Here is a 16,053-nt window from a genome sequence, read left to right as displayed (position 1 = left end):
GCGCCGAATTTGAGAATAATAACGGCATGTTAATTATCTAAAACGGCCACTCCCGCGCCTACGGTTATTAAAGACAGTACAGCCCAAATGCTAAATGGAATTAACGCCGTAAGCCAAGTTTTTGTATCAATGCCCGATACCGGTCAATGTCTTTACCTTTTAAATAATCCAGCAACTTGCGCCGTGAATTAACCATGCGTACCAAACCGCGCCGGGAATGATGATCGTGCTTGTGGATAGTGAAATGTTCGGTGAGTTGTTTAATACGCGCCGTTAATAACGCGACCTGCACCTCGGGCGAACCCGTGTCATTGGTACCACGCGCATGGTCGGCTACGACTTGACGTTTATCTTCCGCGGTCATTGTCATGGGCAATCTCCTAATGCCATCAAATGGAATAAAACTCGCGCTGCCCAACAATGACTTCAGGCACAGCGCAATACGAAATTATAATAACCGACGCGGTTGTACTTTACCGTCGTCGAGAATGTCACCAATCCCAATAAAATGTCCCGACGGATCATACAAGCGCACTAAGCCATCGGTGGGCGCTTGCGGGATTAAAACCGATTGACCTTGACGTAAATAAAAGGCCGCATCCGCTGATAATTTCACCGCCGGGCAATGCCCCAGCACGGTGTCGAGCGGTAATAACAACGCATCTAATGCCGAATAACGAGCGGCGGGCGGTTCATCGCGTTGGCTAATGGTTTCTAATTCAGTCATGGTAATAAACTGGGTCGGCGTATCACCCATTTCTAAATACGGCCCAACACCGGTGCGCCGTAATGCCGCAACATGGCCGCCGCAGCCTAATACTTTTCCAATATCTTCCGCTAAGGTGCGGACATAGGTGCCTTTTGAACAATGCACGTCTAATTCAATATCGGGTAAGTCAACGGCTAATAAATCAAGCTGATAAATGTGAATGGTGCGCGGGGTGCGTTCAACTTCTTGACCAGCGCGGGCCAATTTATACAACCGTTCGCCGTGATATTTCACTGCTGAATACATCGGCGGCAATTGTTCAATCGCCCCGGTGAATTGCGTTAATGCCGAACGCACCGCCGATTCGGTAATACCGGCAGTGGATGCGGTGGCTAATACTTCGCCCTCGGCATCGGCAGTGGTGGTGGTTTCACCGAGGCGCACTCGCACCCGATAATGTTTATCGGCGTCTAATAAAAACGTCGAAAACTTGGTCGCGTAACCAAGACACAGCGGTAATAAACCAGTGGCAAGTGGATCAAGACTGCCCGTATGACCGGCTTTAGCGGCGTAAAATAATCGTTTAACCCGCTGTAACGCATGATTGGAGGTAATGCCAATGGGTTTATCAAGCAGCAGAATACCGGCAACTGCGCGGCCGGAGGGTCGTTTAGCCATGTGTCATTACGCTGTATGGGAATCGTCTAATTCGTCAACTGAATGGACAGGTTGTGCGTTTTCAATTAATGCCGCCAAATATTCGCCCTGGCGAATGGAATCATCATAAACAAAATGCAATTCAGGCATCACCCGCAATTGCACGGCGCGGCTTAATGCTTGACGCAAAAAACCGGCTAATGAACCATTTAATAACCGTTGCTGAGTTTGATGATGTTGCTGCGCTTGTTGGGTAGCTTCTAATCCCGCCGAGGTGTCCACCGGTGAATGAGAATCAGTAAAACAAGTGAAAAATACTTTGGCATAGGCTAAATCACGGCTGACCCGCACTTCATGTACGGTAATACTATCGAGGCGCGGATCCTTGACCGTATCACGCAAAATCAACGTTAATGCGCGTAATAATTCAGCGCCGACCCGTTCATAGCGGGTGTTATTCGGTGCGCGCCGTTTTGCATGATAATTGGTGGTCACAATTCACGCGCCCGTTCGGTGCGTTCAAACACTTCGATATGATCGCCCACTTGCACGTCATTATAATTCTTAACGCCAATGCCGCATTCTATGCCCGCTTTGACTTCTTGCACGTCGTCTTTAAAGCGGCGTAATGATTCTAATGCGCCGGTGAAGACCACGACATGATTGCGCAGGACGCGAATGGGATTATTCCGCCGAATAGCGCCTTCTGTGACCATACACCCAGCAATGGCGCCGAATTTGGATGAGCGGAATACATCGCGCACTTCGGCCAAGCCAATAATTTCTTCGGTCACAATAGGACTGAGCAGCCCGGAAATTGCCTGTTTTACATCGCCAATTAATTCATAGATAATTGAATAATAGCGCAAATCCAAGCCTTTTTCTTCAATAATCCGTCGCGCTTGTGCATCGGCGCGGACATTAAAGCCTAATAAAATGGCGTGGGATGTGACCGCTAAATTGGCATCTGATTCAGTTAAACCACCGACGCCAGACGCGACGATATTGACCTTGACTTCATCGCTGGTTAATTGCAATAGACTGCTGCGCAATGCCTCGACGCTGCCCTGCACATCGGCTTTCAGAATAAGATTAACGCTCTTGGCCTCGCCCTCTTTGAATTGCGAGAACAATTTATCCAAACTGGCCACGCGCTGCTCATCCATTTTGGATTGCCGTTCACGTTGTTGGCGTAATTCAGCCACTTCACGCGCCCGTTTTTCATCCACAACGGCAATGACATCATCACCCGCATTCGGGGCGCCGGATAATCCTAAAACTTGCACCGGAATTGATGGCCCGGCGCTCTGCACTTGTTGACCGGTTTCATTAAATAGAGCGCGCACCCGCCCGTATTCACAACCGCTGACTAACATATCACCGGTGCGCAACGTCCCCGATTGCACTAATACAGTGGCGACGGGGCCGCGGCCCTTTTCTAAACTCGATTCAATAATGGTGCCGTGTGCGGAACCGCCGAGTGGCGCGGTTAATTCTAATACTTCAGCTTGTAATAACACGGCGTCGAGTAATTCATCAATGCCCAATCCCGTTTTAGCCGACACCTTGACCATCATGGTCTCGCCGCCCCATTCTTCTGCCACCAATGCGTATTGGGTTAATTCCTGCATTAAACGATCAGGATTGGCGCCGGGCTTATCCATTTTATTCACCGCCACCACGACGGGGACATTGGAAGCGCGGGCGTGGTTAATTGCCTCCACCGTTTGCGGCATCACACCATCATCCGCTGCGACCACCAAAATCACTACGTCCGTCACCTGCGCCCCCCGCGCCCGCATGGCAGAAAACGCGGCGTGACCGGGCGTGTCTAAAAAGCAGACCGCCCCTTTCGGCGTTTCAACATGATATGCGCCAATGTGCTGCGTAATCCCGCCCGCTTCACCCGCTGCGACGCGAGTGCGGCGAATGTAATCCAACAGCGACGTTTTGCCATGATCCACATGCCCCATGATCGTCACCACCGGCGGCCGCGGCAGGCGCGTGGCCTGTTCCTGTTCCGCTTCTAAAAATGCCAACAAGGTATCTTCGGCATCCTGCTCATTAAACGCCACCGCCTTGTGGCCGAGTTCCTCAACCACGATGGTGGCGGTATCCCGATCCAGCACCTGATTGATCGTGACCATCATGCCCTGCTTGAACAGTTCTTTGATGACCTCGGCCACTTTGACCGACATCCGCGACGCCAATTCACCGACCGAAATAGTGTCGGGAATCGCCACTTCGCGCACCATCGGCGCAGTTGGGCGCTGAAACCCGTGTTTATCCACCAATTGTTGCGGCTTGGTGGGTTTTTTCCGCCGCCGATTCGCCGACCGCCCAACAGGTGCGGCTTCACCGACATCCTCTTCCTCGTAATCCACCGCCACCGTATCCAGCCGCTTGCCACGCCCGACATCCTTGCGCGGCGCCTTTTTGACAACCTTTTCCTTCTCTTTTTCCAAGCGCTCGACATGTTTTTTAACGGGCTTGACCGTCAAATCATCCGCATCAACGTCCAGCGGCTTCTCACGTTTTGACGTCACCGGTGGCACGGGCGGACGCGGCGCAATGATCTCCTCGACCAACTCATCATCCACCACCGCGACAACGGGGGTTATCAACCGCTGCTGCTCGGCGGCTAATCGAGCCAGCCGTGCCTCCTCCTCAGCCAAGCGCCGTGCTTCCTCAGCCAAGCGCCGCCGTTCTTCTTCATCCGCCCGCCGCCGAGCCTCATCTTTTTTCTGTTGACGATCCAAATCCTCCCGCTCGGCCAACCGCCGCGCATCATCTTCAGCACGGCGCGCCTCCAATTCTGCCCGCCGCCGTTGACCATCCACCGGTGCCGCTTGACGGCGTTGATCCGGCGCTGGGCGACCAGCACCACCCGCAGGCGCATTCCGCCGTGAACCGCGTCCACCCCCTGGTGCTGCGCCAGCACCAGCGGGTTTATTCGCCGCCTGACCAGAGCGCTGCCGTCCAGTTGTCGGGGACTGCGTGTTAGCCGGTGCGCGACCAGAACGCCCCGCCGGTGCAGTGGTAGATTTTGCCGTCACTGCTGGCGCGGCGCTGACCGGCGCATCATTTGATGTTGGTGACACTGATGTTGGTGACACTGACGGCTCAGATTCCGACGGTGGCGTGGCGACTGCCGCCGTGACTGTCACCGCGGGTGCGTCATCAGATGGTGGCACTGGCGCAGTCTCAACCGCCGGTAGCGCAGTCATCGCCACCGTCGGCGGCATGACATCAGTTAGAACTGGAACGGCCGGCGGCGGCTGGTTCATCACCGGCGCCTCTGCCCCCGCCACTGACGGCGCGACCTCAGGTGCGGCGGGTATTGGCGACTCACCGGCCGCCGCCTCGCTGCGCCGCACATACGTTCGCTTCCGCCGCACTTCGACACTAACCGTTTTAGACGCCCGCTGCTGCGCCGGATTTGGGCGCGTTGCCGCAGCACGATTACTCGTCACCGCCGCGGCTGTTTGGCGCAACTCACTCATCGATTTACGCTGAATCGTCACCCGCTCGGGCGTGGCCGTTTCGGTCACTTCATGCTTGCCATGACTGCGGCGCAAATACGTCAACAACTGCACCTTCTCCGGTTCAGTAATGAGCGCATCAGCCGTGTCGGCTTTGATGCCGGCTTCATGTAGCTGGGCGAGGAGGCGTTCGACTGGGATGCCAACGGTTGTGGCTAATTGTTTTACTGTTACTTCGCTACTCACTTCAACACCTCTGCAACCTAGTCGCGCCTCAACTCGTCGGCAAACAATGGCTCACGCGCTTTCATAATCAACGCCGCCGCACGTTTTTCATCCATCCCGTCAATATCCATTAACTCATCCACCGCTTGTTCGGCAAGATCATCAATGGTTGTGACTCCACGCTGCGCTAATTGATAAGCGAGGGCATCATCCATACCGGGCATGGTTAATAATTCACTAGAGGGAACCGGATCAATATTTTCTTCAGTCGCAATTGCCCGGGTTAATAAGCGATCTTTCGCACGTTGACGCAATAATTCCACCGTCACCGTATCGAATTCAGCAATCGCCTGTAATTCCGCCAATGGCACATACGCGATTTCATCCACGCTGGTAAAGCCTTCTTCAACCAATACCGCCGCAATATCGCTATCAACATCCAACTGGGCAGTGAAATTAGCAATTAACCGCTGCCCTTCTTCTTCACTCTTCGCCGCCGCCGCCGCTTCACTCATCACATTCAATTCCCAGCCGGTTAATTGACTAGCAAGGCGAACATTTTGCCCGCCGCGTCCGATGGCCTGGGAGAGATTTTCTTCTTTCACAGCGACGTCCATACAACGCGCATCTTCATCAATAATAATTGAAACCACGTCAGCTGGCGACATCGCATTAATCACATATTGCGCCGGATTTTCATGCCACAGAATAATATCTACGCGCTCGCCGTTTAATTCATTCGACACCGCTTGTACCCGAGAACCGCGCATTCCAACGCAGGCGCCGACCGGATCAATGCGCGGATCACTGGTGCGCACGGCGATTTTAGCGCGTAACCCTGGATCGCGGGCGGCGCCGAGAATTTCAATCGTATTTTCACCCACTTCTGGCACTTCTAAACGAAATAATTCAATTAATAACTCGGGGGCGGTGCGGCTAATAAACAATTGCGGTCCCTTGGGTTCGGAGCGCACTTCGTATAATAAACCACGCAACCGATCACCCGAGCGGACGGATTCACGCGCAATCATCTGGTCACGCGGAATTAACGCCTCAGCATTACCACCCAAGTCCAGCAGAATACTGCCCCGCTCGACTTTTTTCACTAAACCGGTGACTAATTCACCCACACGATCACGAAATGCTTCAACAATTTTAGCGCGCTCGGCTTCACGCACCTTTTGCACAATCACTTGTTTGGCTGTTTGCGCCGCAATTCGCCCAAATACTTCCGCTTCAATTGATTCTTCAATATAACCACCGACAACCGCATTGGGTTCTAATTCACATGCTGCGGAAAAAGTGATTTGCCGCCCCGGCGCAGTTAATGGTTGCCCATCTGGATCAGTAATGATTTCCCACCGCCGTATAGCACTATATTTACCAGTTTCGCGGTCAATATGAACGCATACATCAATATCGCCGCCGTGTTTTTTGCGCGTGGCAGATGCGAGTGCGGCTTCCATTGCTTCAAAAATGATGTCTTTAGGGACATCTTTTTCATTCGATACCGCTTCGACGACATGTAAAATCTCTTTGCTCATTGCGGGTTCCCCGGATTAGAAATGCGGCACCAACCGGGCGCTATCAATTAAATCAAATGGCAATTCAAATAATTCACCATTGACATCAAGCCGCAGCCGTGTTTGATCGTGATTAACCCCGGCGAGCAGCCCTTCAAAATTGCGCCGATCGGCAAATTTAGCAGTCAAACGCACCCGGGCGCGCTGACCAGTAAAGCGAATAAAATGCGCTGTTTCAAATAACGGGCGATCCAATCCCGGCGAAGAGACCTCCAGATCATATTGCCCCGGGATGGGGTCGGCGACATCCAATAGCCCACTTAATTGATGACTAACGGCAGCACAATCATCTACAGTGATAGCGGCGTCAGATTTATCAATATACACGCGCACGGTTAAATGACCACCGCCGGCTTGAATGCACTCAACGCCAATCACTTCGCAATCCAATGAAGCGACTGCCGAGCGCGCAAGTTGTAATAGATGTGGATTAACCGACCGCATGTTGATGATGTTTATTTATTGGCGTGAATCTTTAAAGTTGTCTAAATCGTGGTTGCAATAGCTCATTAACGATAAAAAAACCCCGAAAACGGGGTTTGCATAAAACTGCCGATTGGAGTTCCCGCCCTACCCGACCGCCTCTCAACGAGCCTGGGGCAAGGTTTTTTCCCACTCCACGCGCTTAACTGCAAGACTGTGACAGTCCCTAGTGCGGCCAAGTCTAGCGCGAATACGACGGCGAAACAACTATTCCCAACCATGCAATGACGCGATCATCTGTTATCAAGTGCTAAATTGCTATTTTAACGGCATCAACCAGCGGCGGCGACACTTTTCACGCAATAGCGAATAAACATTTCGCGCCGCTTGATTATCACCGTGAATTAACGCCGCCGTGCGCGTGATAAATCCCAAACCTCGGGTGAATGATACAAACGCGCCAATTGCAATTCGCGTTGCAATTCCATTTCACGCGGCAAATGATCGCCAAATCGGGTAAATAACTCTTCCTGATCTACCGTCTCTTGCCGTGCCACTTCTTTATGAATATTCATCATGGCAAAGAACGCTGCACGCGGAAAATCAATCCCCGTCCAATCAATATCTTCATAAGCTGGCAACCAGCCGAGCGGCCCTTCAATTGCTCCAGCCCGCCCATCGCAGCGATCAATAACCCATTTCAATACGCGCATGTTTTCACCAAATCCTGGCCAAATAAAATGCCCGTGTTCATTCTTGCGGAACCAATTAACACGAAAGATGTACGGCGGCGTGGCCGCATCGCGCCGCCCAATGCGCAACCAATGCTTCCAATACTCAGCCATGTTGTAGCCGCAGAATGGCAACATCGCCATTGGATCGCGGCGCATTCCCGCTTGCCCAATTGCGGCCGCGGTGGCTTCTGATCCCATTGTCGCCGCCATATAAACGCCATGTTCCCAATTATAACTTTGGAAAACTAATGGAAAATGTTTACTCACTCTGCCGCCAAATAAAAAGGCACTAATTGGCACGCCACGCGGGTTTTCCCATTCAGGGTCAATAGATGGACATTGCGCGGCCGGGGCAGTGAAACGTGAATTGGGATGCGCGGCCATGCGTCCACAACCGGGATTCCAATCATTACCCTGCCAATCAATTAAATGCGCCGGCGGTTCATCTGTTAATCCTTCCCACCAAATATCGCCATCGTCGGTTAATGCGGTATTGGTGAAAATGACATTGGCGCGTAAGGTGGCTAATGCGTTGGGATTAGACGTGGCATTCGTTCCGGGGGCGACGCCGAAATAACCGTATTCGGGATTGATGCCATAAAAGGTGTCATCATCAGGATTAGGTTTAATCCACGCGATGTCATCCCCGACGGTGGTGACTTTCCAACCTTCTAATCCCGTTGGGGGAATTAACATGGCGAAATTAGTTTTACCGCAGGCGCTGGGAAATGCCGCCGCGACATAGCGTTTTGCACCGCCATTGGGGGGCTCAACGCCGAGAATTAACATGTGTTCAGCTAACCAGCCTTGATCGCGGGCCATGACTGATGCAATGCGCAATGCAAAACATTTTTTGCCTAATAACGCATTGCCGCCATAGCCGCTGCCGAATGACCAAATCTCGCGGGTTTCGGGGAAATGGGTAATGTATTTATCTTCAATAGTTGGCGTGCAGGGCCAGGGAACATCTTGTTCACCAATTTCCAATGGCGCCCCGACTGAGTGCATACACGGCACAAATTCGCCATCTTCACCTAATACATCGAGCGCCGCTTGACCCATGCGCGTCATAATACGTTGATTGGCGACAACATAAGCCGAATCGGTGATTTCAATTCCGATATGTGCCATTGGTGAGCCGAGTGGACCCATACTAAACGGAATGATGTACATGGTGCGGCCGCGCATACAACCGCTAAATAATTCTTTTAAGCGCGCCCGCATTTTCGCTGGTGCCATCCAATTATTAGTTGGTCCAGCATCCTCTTCTTTTTCTGAACAAATAAAGGTGCGATTTTCTACTCGCGCCACATCACTTGGATGCGAGCGGGCTAAAAAACTATTCGGGCGTTTGTCTGGATTCAATCGAATAAAGGTGCCGCTTTCAACTGCTTGCTGACAAATGCGCTCATATTCTTCTTGCGAGCCATCGCACCAATAAATGCGGTCGGGTGTACACAATCGCGCCATCTCATCAACCCAAGCAAGTAATTTGGCGTTGCGGGTACGGTTTTTACCATCATGCGTGGTGGTCATTGTCAATCAATCCTCATCAAGAGCGCGGTCAGCATCATTGCTGCCAAAACATCGTGGTAATTGCCGCTGCATTCGGCGGCGCGGTATGAACTCGCTGTTTTTGCAAAGACAATTCTTGGTGTGTTATTCACCTCATTTAATGAATAAAAAACGATTTAATTGCTCTTGCGCTGGAACTGTTTTTGTTCTCGGGCGAGCGCGTGGAACCGATCACTAATAATTAAAATACCGCTATTAAAAATTAAATTAAAACTGTTTCAGCGCGGCAAAGGTCGCCGCTAAATTGGTCATGGGCACCGCAAACCCCCGTTTCATGCGCGGTTGATTGCGCAGCGCCGGCACCACGCTCGTTTTATCGGGTACTCCAGCAACGTCCATGCCAACAATTCGATATTGCCCGTTCTGTGCCAGCAAAATTGGCCCGCCGGAATCGCCTGGCATCAGCGGACAATCATGCACAATCAAGCGCCCCGCCGCCGTAAAACCCGCCAAACGACAGCCGTGATCCACCGTTTGCACGAACGCTCGGTCGCTGCGATAGCCCGAAATCGCAAATTGTGCCTGCGCCAAACCGCCCAGTTGCGCCACCTGCGCCTCATCCAACGCCAACCAGTCGAGAAAACCGACCTGCTGACCAATCGGTTCGCCCAATTCCACCAATGCCCAATCATCGCCAAATGCCGCCTCCAGCGCTTGAGGATTGGCGTCATGCGGCGCGGGACTGGTCGGTGGACCGGCGTAATTGGGCGCAAAATGCAGTCGCTGGGCTTTGGCATGGGCGACGTACTGGTTGCGTTGAAATCCCGCTAAGAAATTGATTTCAGAGGGAAATTGCCGCAAACGCCACACGCAATGCGCCGCCGTCAACACCAACCGCTCGCCCACCAGCGTCCCAGTGCAATACTGTTGCCCGCCGTAGGTCGTCACCCGCCCAATCGAGCGCCAGGGATAGGCTTGCGCGTTGACCTGCACTCGCGTTATAGGATAACCCGGCGGCAGCCAGCGCAACACATCAGGGTCAGATTCCACCAACGGCACGGGCGCAGCAGACGGCGTGGGCGGCGATTCTGTCGGGTGCGCAGGTGTTATCAATAATAAAACAGCCGCCACCGTTATTATTATTCGCAACGAGCGCGTGTGAGTGATTAATTGAGATAACAAAATGGAATGGCAATTAAACTTCAAGGATATATGCCATCGTTTTATAAAAGAACTCCATCCACTGCGTTTCGTTTTGAAACGTAATGTATTGTGGCCGGCCACCTTGCGCCTCGCGGGTGGAGGTGTACGCAATTGATCCATCTGCCGCTAATTCAACCGCAAAGCTACGATGCCCGCCCGGGATTTGCAGTTTCAATCCACACGGATGCGCATCGCCACCAATGATTTCAATTACCAACCCAATCACTCGATCATTACGGCGATCAAAATCAGTTGGCCAGATTTGTTTTAATAAATCCACGCGGACAAACTCGTTTTTAATATCGTTAAATGCCGCGAATAATGGTGCCGCCGCTCGCGCTCGAATTGCCGCCGCCACCTGCTGAGTTTGTTGTTGCGTGACCTGTGAATCCGATGCGTGTTCCGCTTTAGCACGGATTTTACTCAAAGTATCATTCATAACGGGACGCTTCCATTTAATTAAAATGTATCCGAGGTGACGCCCACTTCACCCCGCCTGAATTGCAACGACTCAACTAAAATGCGTCAATTCAATTGACTGCACTATTAAATTGACCAAATTAAGCGTATCTATGATGCTAATTCGTAGGTGATGATTTAGGTACTGATCCCGCCACTGGCGCGGTTGAGTCAAATAAATCTGCCAACCCATCCGCATCGCGTGAATCATCTTTCTCCGCTTTCTCTGCAACGGGCATTGGGCGCGGTGATTTATCAATGTCAGAATTCACATCAGTTGGGGCAATTGATTCCGAAGAAAAATCTAGCTCATCACTAGCGTCATCAGATAGCACCGGCGCGGTGGATTGAATAGTGGACAATTCTTGCGGCGGTGGCACAGAAGCACTTTCTTCTGACTTATCTATTTGATGACGGTGAAATGCAGCGTTGTATTCATCTAATAACTTAGCAATGGTGTAGCGGTTGGTTTCTAATTCAGTAGCCAAGCGCACATTTTCACTTTGTAATGCCCCAACAATGTCATTACGCATTGCTGTTGGCGCAATCTCAACCCAGGGCGATAATACCTTGAGCAATTCCTGTGGCACATCTTTGAGTTGTTTACCATCGCGGCGTAAATACACATTTAACATCGCTTCATAAAACGCCTTTTCACGGCCGAGATATTCATCCACCTGTGCCGCTAAAGCCCGCCCGCGCAATCCATAAGTAGTTTCAAAAATATCCATTAACGCCTCACGGCGCGTCGGCTCATGGGTGGTTAATTCTTCATGCAGCGCCGTCACTTCAACGGTTTGCGCATGATGAACTTGCCGCTGTTGACGGCGTAATAAAAACGCAATCAATACCGTTGCGAATGCAAACTCACTCGTCAAAATGACGCTTGCTAATTCAAGCGTTGTCATGGTTTTGATGTCCCAACAGCAATTTTTTTATTTCGTTCGTTTAATTAACCGCCGCCCAGTCGGGGTTGCTGAGGTCAAATTGGCATCAGTCGCCAACTTGGGGCGTGTCAAGCGGAATACTAGCCATAATAGTACTAAAAACAAGATGTTAGCGCCACCAACCATCAACCCCAACTGCGGCCAATCCACCGCTTCAACGCGACTGGCTGCCGCATCATCAGCGCCGGATACTGCTGGAAAATCAAGAGTTAACCGTTGATCCGGCGGGGCAATAGCGAGCGGCACCCCCGCCAGCGACATCGCCTGCAACCGCGCCCGTGCTTGATACTCACCCGGCTGAGTCAGCGGCAGCCAATATTCCGCCGTTGCCTGCGTTTGTCCGTCAAAATTAATCACTAAATCAGACGCTTGCGCCGTCGTGGCGGTCAAATGCACATAGCCCGACACCGACGACACCGCCGACGGATCAAGCGTCACCGTGATTTGCAACGTTGCTTGCGGTTGGGCAGCGGTAGGCAATTGCAAAGTATAATTGATTTCAATTGGCACCGCGGCAATACGCAATTGGCGAGTTAATTGACGCTGAAAGGTGCCGCCAATCACCTGTGCCTGCAATTGATAATCACCGGCCGGCAAATTGCCAACTGCCACATTGGCATGATAATTCGCTTGCTGCGGGTCTAATGCCAAACTAATTGGATAAACTTTATTAGTATCCGGCGCGTGAATCAATGATGCCTTGGCGGCTGCTAATTGCAAAAAATCAATGCGCGTCACTCGTTGACCATGATCGGTTAACCAAATGTTTAATGGCCACGCTGGCGCCTGCGCCGGGATATTCACTGGCACGGCGGTCATTTCCATCCCCAAATCCGTTAATACCGCAACACGATTATCTGGATCAAGACTGCCTTGTAATTGCCACTCTCCAGTCGCCGGGGCGCTAATAGTCACTAAATCATAATCATTTTCTTTACGCCATGCGACGGTTTTATCATGCCGGTCAGCTGACAGCGTTTCTTTAGCGGGCGTCACCAATTCAATCGGGCGATCAGGACGGCGGAATGCTAATAGCGTGAACTCAGTGACACTCGCATCAATTGTAAAACGATTGTCCTTTTGAATTGGTACGGTGATCGGCGGGCTGGTCTGTTCTAATAACCGCAGAAATGCGCGTTGCAATGCCGCCGCATCTTTTGCGTGTTCTAACCAGCCACCGCTTTGTGCTGTTAATTCTGTCATCAATTCATTATCCACTTGATCGGATAGGGCAATAACATGCAGTTTCACACCGGCTTGTTTTAATTCAGGTAATAGTTTATTCAGAATACGCGAGCGTGAGGCGGCATTCAATTCATTATTTGTCTGATCGGCCGCTGGCGGAGCGACATCCACTAATCCATCAGTTAATAACACAATATGGCGTGTATCATCATCTGTCGCTGCTGACCAGCCGGCGCTTGCTGTTGTTAATGCCGCTTCAATATCAGTGAATTGCCCACGTGAATGAATACGCGATAAACGATTGCGGGCAGTGGTTTTCCAGCGCGCATTCACTTTACCGAATGGCACCAATACCTCTGGTCGTTCCGAAAATAACCACACGCCCATATCCGCATTCAGAGGGGCTAATTCACTCACTAAGCGTAACGCGGGAACACGCAAATTATTTGGATCGTTTTGTTTCATGCTGCCGGATACGTCAATTAACAAATGTACATCACTAGCCATTGCCTGAAACGGCGCGGTTAATAATCCAACTAATAACCCAAATATCAAACAAACACGCCACGCACTATCCATAGTGGATCGTAGCACATTCTTTTTAACGGGTGAATAAATTAGGGCAACCACAGTTCAAAACATCCGCCGGGTAAAGTGCGACGATTGCGCAATTGAATATGACCAGTGCGATCATTCACATGGTGTAACTGGGCAATTTTATAAGCGAATAATAAGCCGAGGCGTGTACGTCCCGAAAACTGCATAATACTAATTGCATATTCGGATTCTTTGGGTAATTCTAATAAGGCGGCGGGGAAGCCGGTGCCATCATCTTCAATACGAATGACTAGATAATTATCTTCGTGATTGGCTGTCAACAAAATTTGCTTGCGGGCGTAACGCTGCGCATTACCAATACTGCTTTCAATCACACTGCGCATTAATTCAAAATCAAAATACCCTGATAACGTTGGATCGCACTGATAACGCAGATCAATGCCGAGTGCAGTACAAACAGCTTGATTACTTGCCACCACTTCCTCTAATAATTCTTCGACATTATGCGCCCGAATATCAATCATCAGACCATTATTGCCTAATTTATACAACGTCAGCAAATGCACGAGATTATTATTCACGCGCAGTACTTCATGTTGTAATAAATTGACCTGACGCGAATCGGCAAAATGATTATCCGCATTAGTGGTTAAATCGGATAGAGTATTTGAAATAAGACTCAACGAATTTTTAATATCGTGAATCGAAGAAGCCAACATATCAGGAAAGTCCATCGCCATGTGCTTAAACCTTATTAGCGAGCTTCTGTAAATGAGAAACGACGTCTGACAATCGCCAATCATCTGGCGCCACGCGCTGCACACGTTCTACAAACCCGCGCACCTGTTGTACTTCAGCGGCAGTTGGACCTAATTTTTCCATTTTCATTATTAAGGCTTTTGCAGCATTAAGATTGACCGTTTTATTGCCAGGCATGTCATCAGCCGCTTGTTCAAGTAAGTGGATTGCAGCATCGAACTGTCCCTGTTTAATTAACTGTACGCCGGCATTATTGGTTTTAACAATTTCTTGTTGAATTTCGCGGATGGTACGAATGCCATCTTCTGCAATACCGGCGGTATGACAGACTTGCTTCACTTCAGTCAGAAAATCTTCGTCATCATGATTATTTGCGATGGTTTTTTCGAGAATGCGTTTTGCCTTGTCATGCGCCCCTAATTGCGAATAGGTTTTCACCATTTCTAAACCTAATGTGGACGATAATGCAATGCCAGATTCTCCCATTGCTTGCTCGGCAATTTTCAATGCCTCATCGGCAGCGGCACGCTCGCCTTGATTCGTTTTAATAACTGCTGTGACCGCTGCTTCGTAAAAAATCGCTTCGTGATGGGTGGGGAAGGTTGTTTGAATTTGTCCAGCGACCTTTAATGCTTCTGGATGTTTGCCATTCGCTGTTAATGACTTTGCCAGCCCGCCCATAATAGATGGGTGATTATGAATGGAATGGCGCCCAATACTGCTGGCATGTGTATAAGCAACTTCGGCTAATTCTGTATTACCATTGGTCAGGGCAACATCGGCTAGGAAACATTGGCGCTTAAATCCCCGTGGAGAAATGCGCACCGCCGTGGTGAGTGTTTTTTCGGCATCTTGAAAACGACCCAATGCCATTTGAGTTCTAGCCAGATAATCATACGCTTCTAATAAGTTATTATCGAGCGCCAATAAGTTGGTGAAGTTTTCTTCTGCTTGCGCGTATTGTTTAGTGTAAAACAAGACTTTACCAATGCCGAGGCGCGCCCAACGCACGTCGCGTTCACTTAATACATCTTGATAAATCGCCATTGCATCATCATAGCGATTGGCCGAGAGGCAAATTTCCGCTTCCAATTTTAATAATTCGGACACGTTCTTAGGTGCTTTTGCAATCAGTGCATCCATTTCTGTAATTGCCGCGGTATAATCTTTTGCGAGCAAATGACGATTGATGGCTGATAAATTGGCTTTTTGCCCGAATAATTTGTTCAGGCGGGTTTGTAATAATTCACGGGTGAACGGTTTAGTGAGATAAGTATCCGGCGTATGTTCAACCGCGGCCATGACCATATCACGGGTGTTTTCGGCCGTAATCATAATAAAGATGGTATCAATCCCGATCAATTGCCGATGGCGGGCTTCTTCTAATATCTGTTGACCATCACGACCTTCGCCCAAATTATAATCACATAGGATCACATCATAACGCCGCTTTTCTAGGCGGGAGATGGCTTCTTGACCATTGGACGCCAGATCAATTTGCACCACTTCCATTGAACGCAAGATATTGCGCAACACGGAACGCATGTCGGCAAAATCATCTACGATAAGAAATTTTTTATCTGAAAATTCAGATGTCGCCATAACGCATCACTC

General features: G+C 50.3%; 13 protein-coding genes. All 13 read right to left on the bottom strand.

All coding sequences use genetic code 11. The features are described 5' to 3' along the window. Positions 1–100 precede the first annotated feature (100 nt). Positions 101–370, bottom strand: a complete 270-nt coding sequence (gene rpsO, locus HUK38_RS04455; RefSeq protein WP_182582879.1) for a 30S ribosomal protein S15 — start codon at positions 368–370, stop codon at positions 101–103. Between the two features lie 78 nt (positions 371–448). After that, positions 449–1,387, bottom strand: a complete 939-nt coding sequence (truB, locus tag HUK38_RS04450; protein WP_182582877.1) for a tRNA pseudouridine(55) synthase TruB — start codon at positions 1,385–1,387, stop codon at positions 449–451. 6 nt (positions 1,388–1,393) lie between these two features. Then, on the bottom strand, positions 1,394–1,861 hold the full coding sequence (gene rbfA / locus HUK38_RS04445; protein WP_182582875.1) for a 30S ribosome-binding factor RbfA: 468 nt from the start codon (positions 1,859–1,861) through the stop codon (positions 1,394–1,396). Continuing rightward, positions 1,858–5,094: a translation initiation factor IF-2 gene (infB, locus tag HUK38_RS04440; protein ID WP_182582873.1), complete on the bottom strand. Its 3,237-nt coding sequence runs from the start codon at positions 5,092–5,094 to the stop codon at positions 1,858–1,860. Before infB ends, rbfA begins: the two co-directional genes overlap by 4 nt. A 17-nt stretch (positions 5,095–5,111) precedes the next feature. Continuing rightward, positions 5,112–6,617, bottom strand: coding sequence for a transcription termination factor NusA (gene nusA / locus HUK38_RS04435; RefSeq protein ID WP_182582871.1), 1,506 nt, complete (start codon positions 6,615–6,617; stop codon positions 5,112–5,114). 15 nt (positions 6,618–6,632) lie between these two features. After that, positions 6,633–7,100, bottom strand: a complete 468-nt coding sequence (gene rimP / locus HUK38_RS04430) for a ribosome maturation factor RimP (RefSeq protein ID WP_182582869.1) — start codon at positions 7,098–7,100, stop codon at positions 6,633–6,635. A gap of 383 nt (positions 7,101–7,483) precedes the next feature. Next, positions 7,484–9,349 carry a phosphoenolpyruvate carboxykinase (GTP) gene (locus tag HUK38_RS04425; RefSeq protein WP_182582867.1) on the bottom strand — a complete coding sequence of 622 codons (1,866 nt, stop codon included), beginning with the start codon at positions 9,347–9,349 and terminating at the stop codon, positions 7,484–7,486. Between the two features lie 246 nt (positions 9,350–9,595). Then, on the bottom strand, positions 9,596–10,441 hold the full coding sequence (locus tag HUK38_RS04420; RefSeq protein WP_238787467.1) for a trypsin-like serine peptidase: 846 nt from the start codon (positions 10,439–10,441) through the stop codon (positions 9,596–9,598). An 82-nt stretch (positions 10,442–10,523) separates the two neighbouring features. After that, complete coding sequence (locus tag HUK38_RS04415) at positions 10,524–10,970, bottom strand: hypothetical protein (RefSeq protein ID WP_182582863.1); 447 nt, start codon at positions 10,968–10,970, stop codon at positions 10,524–10,526. Positions 10,971–11,109: 139 nt separating this feature from the next. Further along, a complete protein-coding gene (locus HUK38_RS04410) occupies positions 11,110–11,898 on the bottom strand; it encodes a hypothetical protein (RefSeq protein WP_182582862.1) in 789 nt (262 codons plus the stop codon). Positions 11,899–11,925: 27 nt separating this feature from the next. Continuing rightward, complete coding sequence (locus HUK38_RS04405) at positions 11,926–13,716, bottom strand: VWA domain-containing protein (protein WP_182582860.1); 1,791 nt, start codon at positions 13,714–13,716, stop codon at positions 11,926–11,928. 23 nt (positions 13,717–13,739) lie between these two features. Continuing rightward, complete coding sequence (locus tag HUK38_RS04400) at positions 13,740–14,420, bottom strand: sensor histidine kinase (protein ID WP_238787466.1); 681 nt, start codon at positions 14,418–14,420, stop codon at positions 13,740–13,742. Positions 14,421–14,424: 4 nt separating this feature from the next. After that, positions 14,425–16,041: a tetratricopeptide repeat protein gene (locus tag HUK38_RS04395; protein WP_182582858.1), complete on the bottom strand. Its 1,617-nt coding sequence runs from the start codon at positions 16,039–16,041 to the stop codon at positions 14,425–14,427. Positions 16,042–16,053 lie beyond the last annotated feature (12 nt).

The sequence above is a fragment of the Thiospirillum jenense genome, from assembly GCF_014145225.1.
In the GTDB taxonomy this organism is placed as follows: domain Bacteria; phylum Pseudomonadota; class Gammaproteobacteria; order Chromatiales; family Chromatiaceae; genus Thiospirillum; species Thiospirillum jenense.
Note: the sequence above shows the minus strand (reverse complement) of the source record. Positions and strands in the feature narration are given on the sequence as shown.

What these genes read in the sequence shown, in the direction of transcription:
- HUK38_RS04400 (WP_238787466.1), bottom strand. Translation starts at nt 14,420, where the DNA reads ATGGCGATGGACTTTCCTGATATGTTGGCTTCTTCGATTCACGATATT.
- nusA (WP_182582871.1), bottom strand. Translation starts at nt 6,617, where the DNA reads ATGAGCAAAGAGATTTTACATGTCGTCGAAGCGGTATCGAATGAAAAA.
- HUK38_RS04395 (WP_182582858.1), bottom strand. Translation starts at nt 16,041, where the DNA reads ATGGCGACATCTGAATTTTCAGATAAAAAATTTCTTATCGTAGATGAT.
- rimP (WP_182582869.1), bottom strand. Translation starts at nt 7,100, where the DNA reads ATGCGGTCGGTTAATCCACATCTATTACAACTTGCGCGCTCGGCAGTC.
- HUK38_RS04415 (WP_182582863.1), bottom strand. Translation starts at nt 10,970, where the DNA reads ATGAATGATACTTTGAGTAAAATCCGTGCTAAAGCGGAACACGCATCG.
- truB (WP_182582877.1), bottom strand. Translation starts at nt 1,387, where the DNA reads ATGGCTAAACGACCCTCCGGCCGCGCAGTTGCCGGTATTCTGCTGCTT.
- HUK38_RS04410 (WP_182582862.1), bottom strand. Translation starts at nt 11,898, where the DNA reads ATGACAACGCTTGAATTAGCAAGCGTCATTTTGACGAGTGAGTTTGCA.
- rpsO (WP_182582879.1), bottom strand. Translation starts at nt 370, where the DNA reads ATGACAATGACCGCGGAAGATAAACGTCAAGTCGTAGCCGACCATGCG.
- HUK38_RS04425 (WP_182582867.1), bottom strand. Translation starts at nt 9,349, where the DNA reads ATGACCACCACGCATGATGGTAAAAACCGTACCCGCAACGCCAAATTA.